This is a genomic window from Cellvibrio sp., from assembly GCF_053579595.1.
The window spans coordinates 1-3541 of the sequence record NZ_JBRFPI010000437.1; the positions used below are offsets into that span (position 1 = coordinate 1).

At 46.4% G+C, this 3541-nt stretch carries 4 protein-coding genes and 2 pseudogenes; 4 read left to right on the forward strand and 2 right to left on the reverse strand.

Annotation, left to right across the window (positions count from 1 at the left end; translation table 11 throughout):
* The 3 genes and pseudogenes from ACWA6V_RS19220 to sthA form a co-directional block, all read left to right on the forward strand.
* Positions 1–216: pseudogene (locus ACWA6V_RS19220) on the forward strand (NADH:ubiquinone reductase (Na(+)-transporting) subunit F); the annotation flags it as partial.
* Positions 217–316: 100 nt separating this feature from the next.
* Positions 317–571: a (Na+)-NQR maturation NqrM gene (nqrM, locus tag ACWA6V_RS19225; RefSeq protein ID WP_449524004.1), complete on the forward strand. Its 255-nt coding sequence runs from the start codon at positions 317–319 to the stop codon at positions 569–571.
* A gap of 60 nt (positions 572–631) precedes the next feature.
* Positions 632–2047, forward strand: coding sequence for a Si-specific NAD(P)(+) transhydrogenase (gene sthA, locus ACWA6V_RS19230; protein ID WP_449524005.1), 1416 nt, complete (start codon positions 632–634; stop codon positions 2045–2047).
* 77 nt (positions 2048–2124) lie between these two features.
* Here the strand turns inward: sthA and ACWA6V_RS19235 are convergent, their stop codons facing one another.
* Both ACWA6V_RS19235 and ACWA6V_RS19240 read right to left on the reverse strand, forming a co-directional pair.
* Positions 2125–2469: a hypothetical protein gene (locus ACWA6V_RS19235; RefSeq protein ID WP_449524006.1), complete on the reverse strand. Its 345-nt coding sequence runs from the start codon at positions 2467–2469 to the stop codon at positions 2125–2127.
* A 29-nt stretch (positions 2470–2498) separates the two neighbouring features.
* Positions 2499–3071 carry a PilZ domain-containing protein gene (locus ACWA6V_RS19240; protein WP_449524007.1) on the reverse strand — a complete coding sequence of 191 codons (573 nt, stop codon included), beginning with the start codon at positions 3069–3071 and terminating at the stop codon, positions 2499–2501.
* 126 nt (positions 3072–3197) lie between these two features.
* On the opposite strand from ACWA6V_RS19240, the pseudogene ACWA6V_RS19245 reads away from it, so the two are divergent.
* Positions 3198–3541, forward strand: a pseudogene (locus ACWA6V_RS19245) (lipoprotein-releasing system transmembrane subunit LolC); the annotation flags it as partial.

The following is a 3541-nucleotide window of genomic DNA, read 5'->3' on the forward strand; positions in this document are numbered from 1 at the left end:
GCACTGTCCGATCCTCAACCAGAGGACAATTGGTCAGGTTTAACCGGATTTATTCACAATGTTCTCTACGAGAATTATTTGAAGGATCATCCGGCACCAGAAGATTGTGAGTTTTATATGTGCGGCCCACCAATGATGAATGCCGCCGTAATTAAAATGTTGAAGAGTCTGGGAGTTGAAGACGACAACATTTTGCTCGACGACTTCGGTGGTTAATGCATAAGGAAAACGAGGCTGGGCAACCTGCCTCGTTTTTTCTTTTAGTGGTAAGTATTTTTAAATTCTTAATAAAGGCATTGTTGCCTGGGAGTCAATCGTGGCTGTTCTTGTGGTTACTCTATTAGTCATGTTGTTCGTTGCACTTGCATTATCTATCAGTGTTCTTGCCGGAAGAAAACCGGTATCGGGCTCTTGCGGAGGCGTTGGTAAGGCGCTCGGCGATCCTAATTATGTGTGTGAGTTGTGCGGTGGTGATGAGGCCAAGTGCGCTGAGGAAAAAGCAAAACCAGCGCGTGCAGCAGCGGACAGCGCTGATCTTTCTTATGATGCGAGTAAGTCATCTAAAAAGTAAAAGGGAATAATTGTTGCTAGACTACTAGTGTCTTCGGTTAATAAGTTTAAGGGGAATAAATTGACAGGTCGTAAAAAGTCGGCAGATCACAGCTACGATCTTTTGGTTATAGGTTCCGGCCCTTCGGGCGAAGCTGCGGCTATAGCAGCCTCCAAGGCAGGCAAAAGAGTCGGTGTGGTAGAGAATAGAGCACTGGTGGGCGGTAGTTGTGCACACAAGGGCACTATCCCTTCCAAATCATTGCGTCATGTTGTTAAACAAGTTATCCAGTTTAAAAGCAACAGCTTGTTTCGTGAGATTGGTGATAGCCGCCGTTTAACTTTCCCGCGTGTATTGCAATCAGCTGTTAAAGTCATTCCCAAACAAGTTGAGTTGCACACCAATTTTTATGTGCGCAATCGCGTTAACGTGCATATTGGTCAAGCTTCATTTATTGATGCTAATACTGTCACTTTGGTGCAGTTGGATGGCGGTATAGAAACTATCTCTGCTGACAATATCGTTATCGCCACAGGTTCGCGTCCTTATCGCCCGGCGGATGTCGATTTTAATCATCCGCGTATCTACGACAGCGATACCATTCTGGATATGCAACACACACCACGACATATTATTGTTTATGGGGCGGGTGTAATTGGTTGTGAATACGCCTCAATTTTTTCAGGCTTGGGAATGCGTGTTGATTTGATCAACAACCGTGAGCGATTACTGTCATTTCTCGATGATGAGATTTCTGATGCTTTAAGTTATCACCTGCGCGATAGCGGCGTTACTGTGCGTCACAGCGAAGAATATGAGGCTATAGAGGCGAGCGATTCGAGCGTTACCTTATTTTTAAAATCGGGTAAGCGTTTGAAGGCAGATGCTATTTTGTGGTGTAACGGCCGCAGTGGTAATACTGATGGATTAAATCTTGAGGCGGCAGGTTTAACTGCCGATCATCGAGGCAATTTAAAAGTCGATAATTGCTATTGCACTCAGGTTCCACATATTTATGCAGTGGGCGATGTGGTTGGCTGGCCAAGTTTGGCAAGTGCTTCTTATGGACAGGGGCGTGCTGTATCGGGGGGGATTTTTGGCGATGAATGCAAGTTGGTGCAGGATGTTCCCACTGGTATTTATACGCTGCCAGAAATTAGTTCTGTCGGTAAAACTGAAACCGAATTGACTCAGGCAAAAGTGCCCTACGAAGTTGGCCGTGCATTATTTAAAAATACCGCACGCGGGCAAATCAGCGGTGAAGATGTCGGTATGCTGAAGTTGTTGTTTCATGTTGATACCCTGGAAATTCTTGGCGTACATTGTTTTGGCGCTGAAGCCGCAGAGATTGTCCATATCGGCCAGGCGATTATGACGCAGAAAGGTGAGGGCAATAATATTCATTACTTCCTCAATAATATTTTCAATTATCCGACTATGGCTGAAGCCTATCGAGTTGCTGCGCTTGACGGTGTAAACCGTATAAGCCGCCGTTAGTTAACGATGCGAAATGAATAAGAAAGGGGCGCAATCTATTGCGCCCTTTTTTATTGCTACACATTATTGTGTGAATGCTACGGGTTTTCTTTGGTGAGATTTGCTTCGGACGGGTTAGCTTTGGGCTGAAAATTTCTCACACAGTGAATTACCGCATTGCTATCAAAATACACTGTAAATTCTTGATACTTCCAGCGCGAGATGGGAGGTTGACCCTTTGCTGGAATTTCTTCCGATGGCTCACCAAACAGCGCTTTCACCCGTTCTTTGCTCATGCCTTTGGTGGGCATATCAACAGGTATTTGATCTTTGGCTTGTTCGCCAACTGGGATACGAATGTCTTCTGCGAGTGAAGTCTGAATACAGATAGTAAATACCACCACACAGGCGAAGAATAGGTTCAGGAATTTTCGCGGGGTCATATTGGTCAAATCACCTTTAACAATCATAGTTACTGGAGCGAATGCTGACTTTTCCGGCGTTCGGCCATTTGTGCCCGCATTATTTGTTGACCGATCAGCTGCTGTTGCGCATCGGTCAAGCTATGAAATTTTGCCGCAATTTGATATTCCCCTGTGTTACTGGGTTCACAGCGAATGATTTTGGCAAACAGCACCAAGCCAGCGTTGCTCGGTAAAAAAATCAGCCTTAGGGCGATGTGGGAGTTTGCTTCCAGTGCGCGCGAGCTGCCAAAGGCGATTCCTCCCTCGCTCAGGTTTACCTGTTTAATCGTTTTTGATGGGGGCAAGGGTTTGGAGTCGGTCATCAACTGTTGGCTGATAATGTCTATCTTGCGGTTCAGGTTGTGCAAGTATTCACCCAGTGCGCGGCTGGTATCTTTGATCTGGTGAAATAGATGGGCATTGTCATTGTCGATCTTGCGTAATTCAGCAAAGAGTTTAAGCGATGCGGTATTGGGGAACTGCAACTCCGCCGCAGCGGTGTTTGCGGTGATCTCATCAACCTCTTTGAATTCAATAGCGATACTTTCATCAATGCGAAAGTAACTGCGGCGTTCGCTCATATGCTGAATCTTCCAAATTTTGTGATGCAGTAAACATAGCACAAGCCAGCGATAAGTGGCGCGGCTTTATCGGTTGAGCGAGCGGTTTTGCTTGAGCAAATGGAGCCAATTGGGTTTAATGCGCCCATGCTAAAAAACATCCCTCTTTATATCGGCTTGCGCTATACCCGCGCCAAGCGCCGTAACCAGTTTATCTCCTTCATTAGTGCCTTCTCCTTGGTGGGTATGGCGCTGGGTGTTATGGCTCTGATTATCGTATTGTCGGTAATGAATGGCTTTGACCGGGAGATGAAGGAGCGCATCCTTAGCGTAATCCCCCATGGTTTTGTCGATCAGCTTCCTGCCCTGAAGGATTGGCAAGCACTATCCGCGCAGGTTAGCCAGCATCCACAGGTAGTGACTTCTCCCCCCTATATCGCCAGCAGTGCCATGGTGAACTACGCCGGTCGGGTGGAGGCGATAGAGTTACA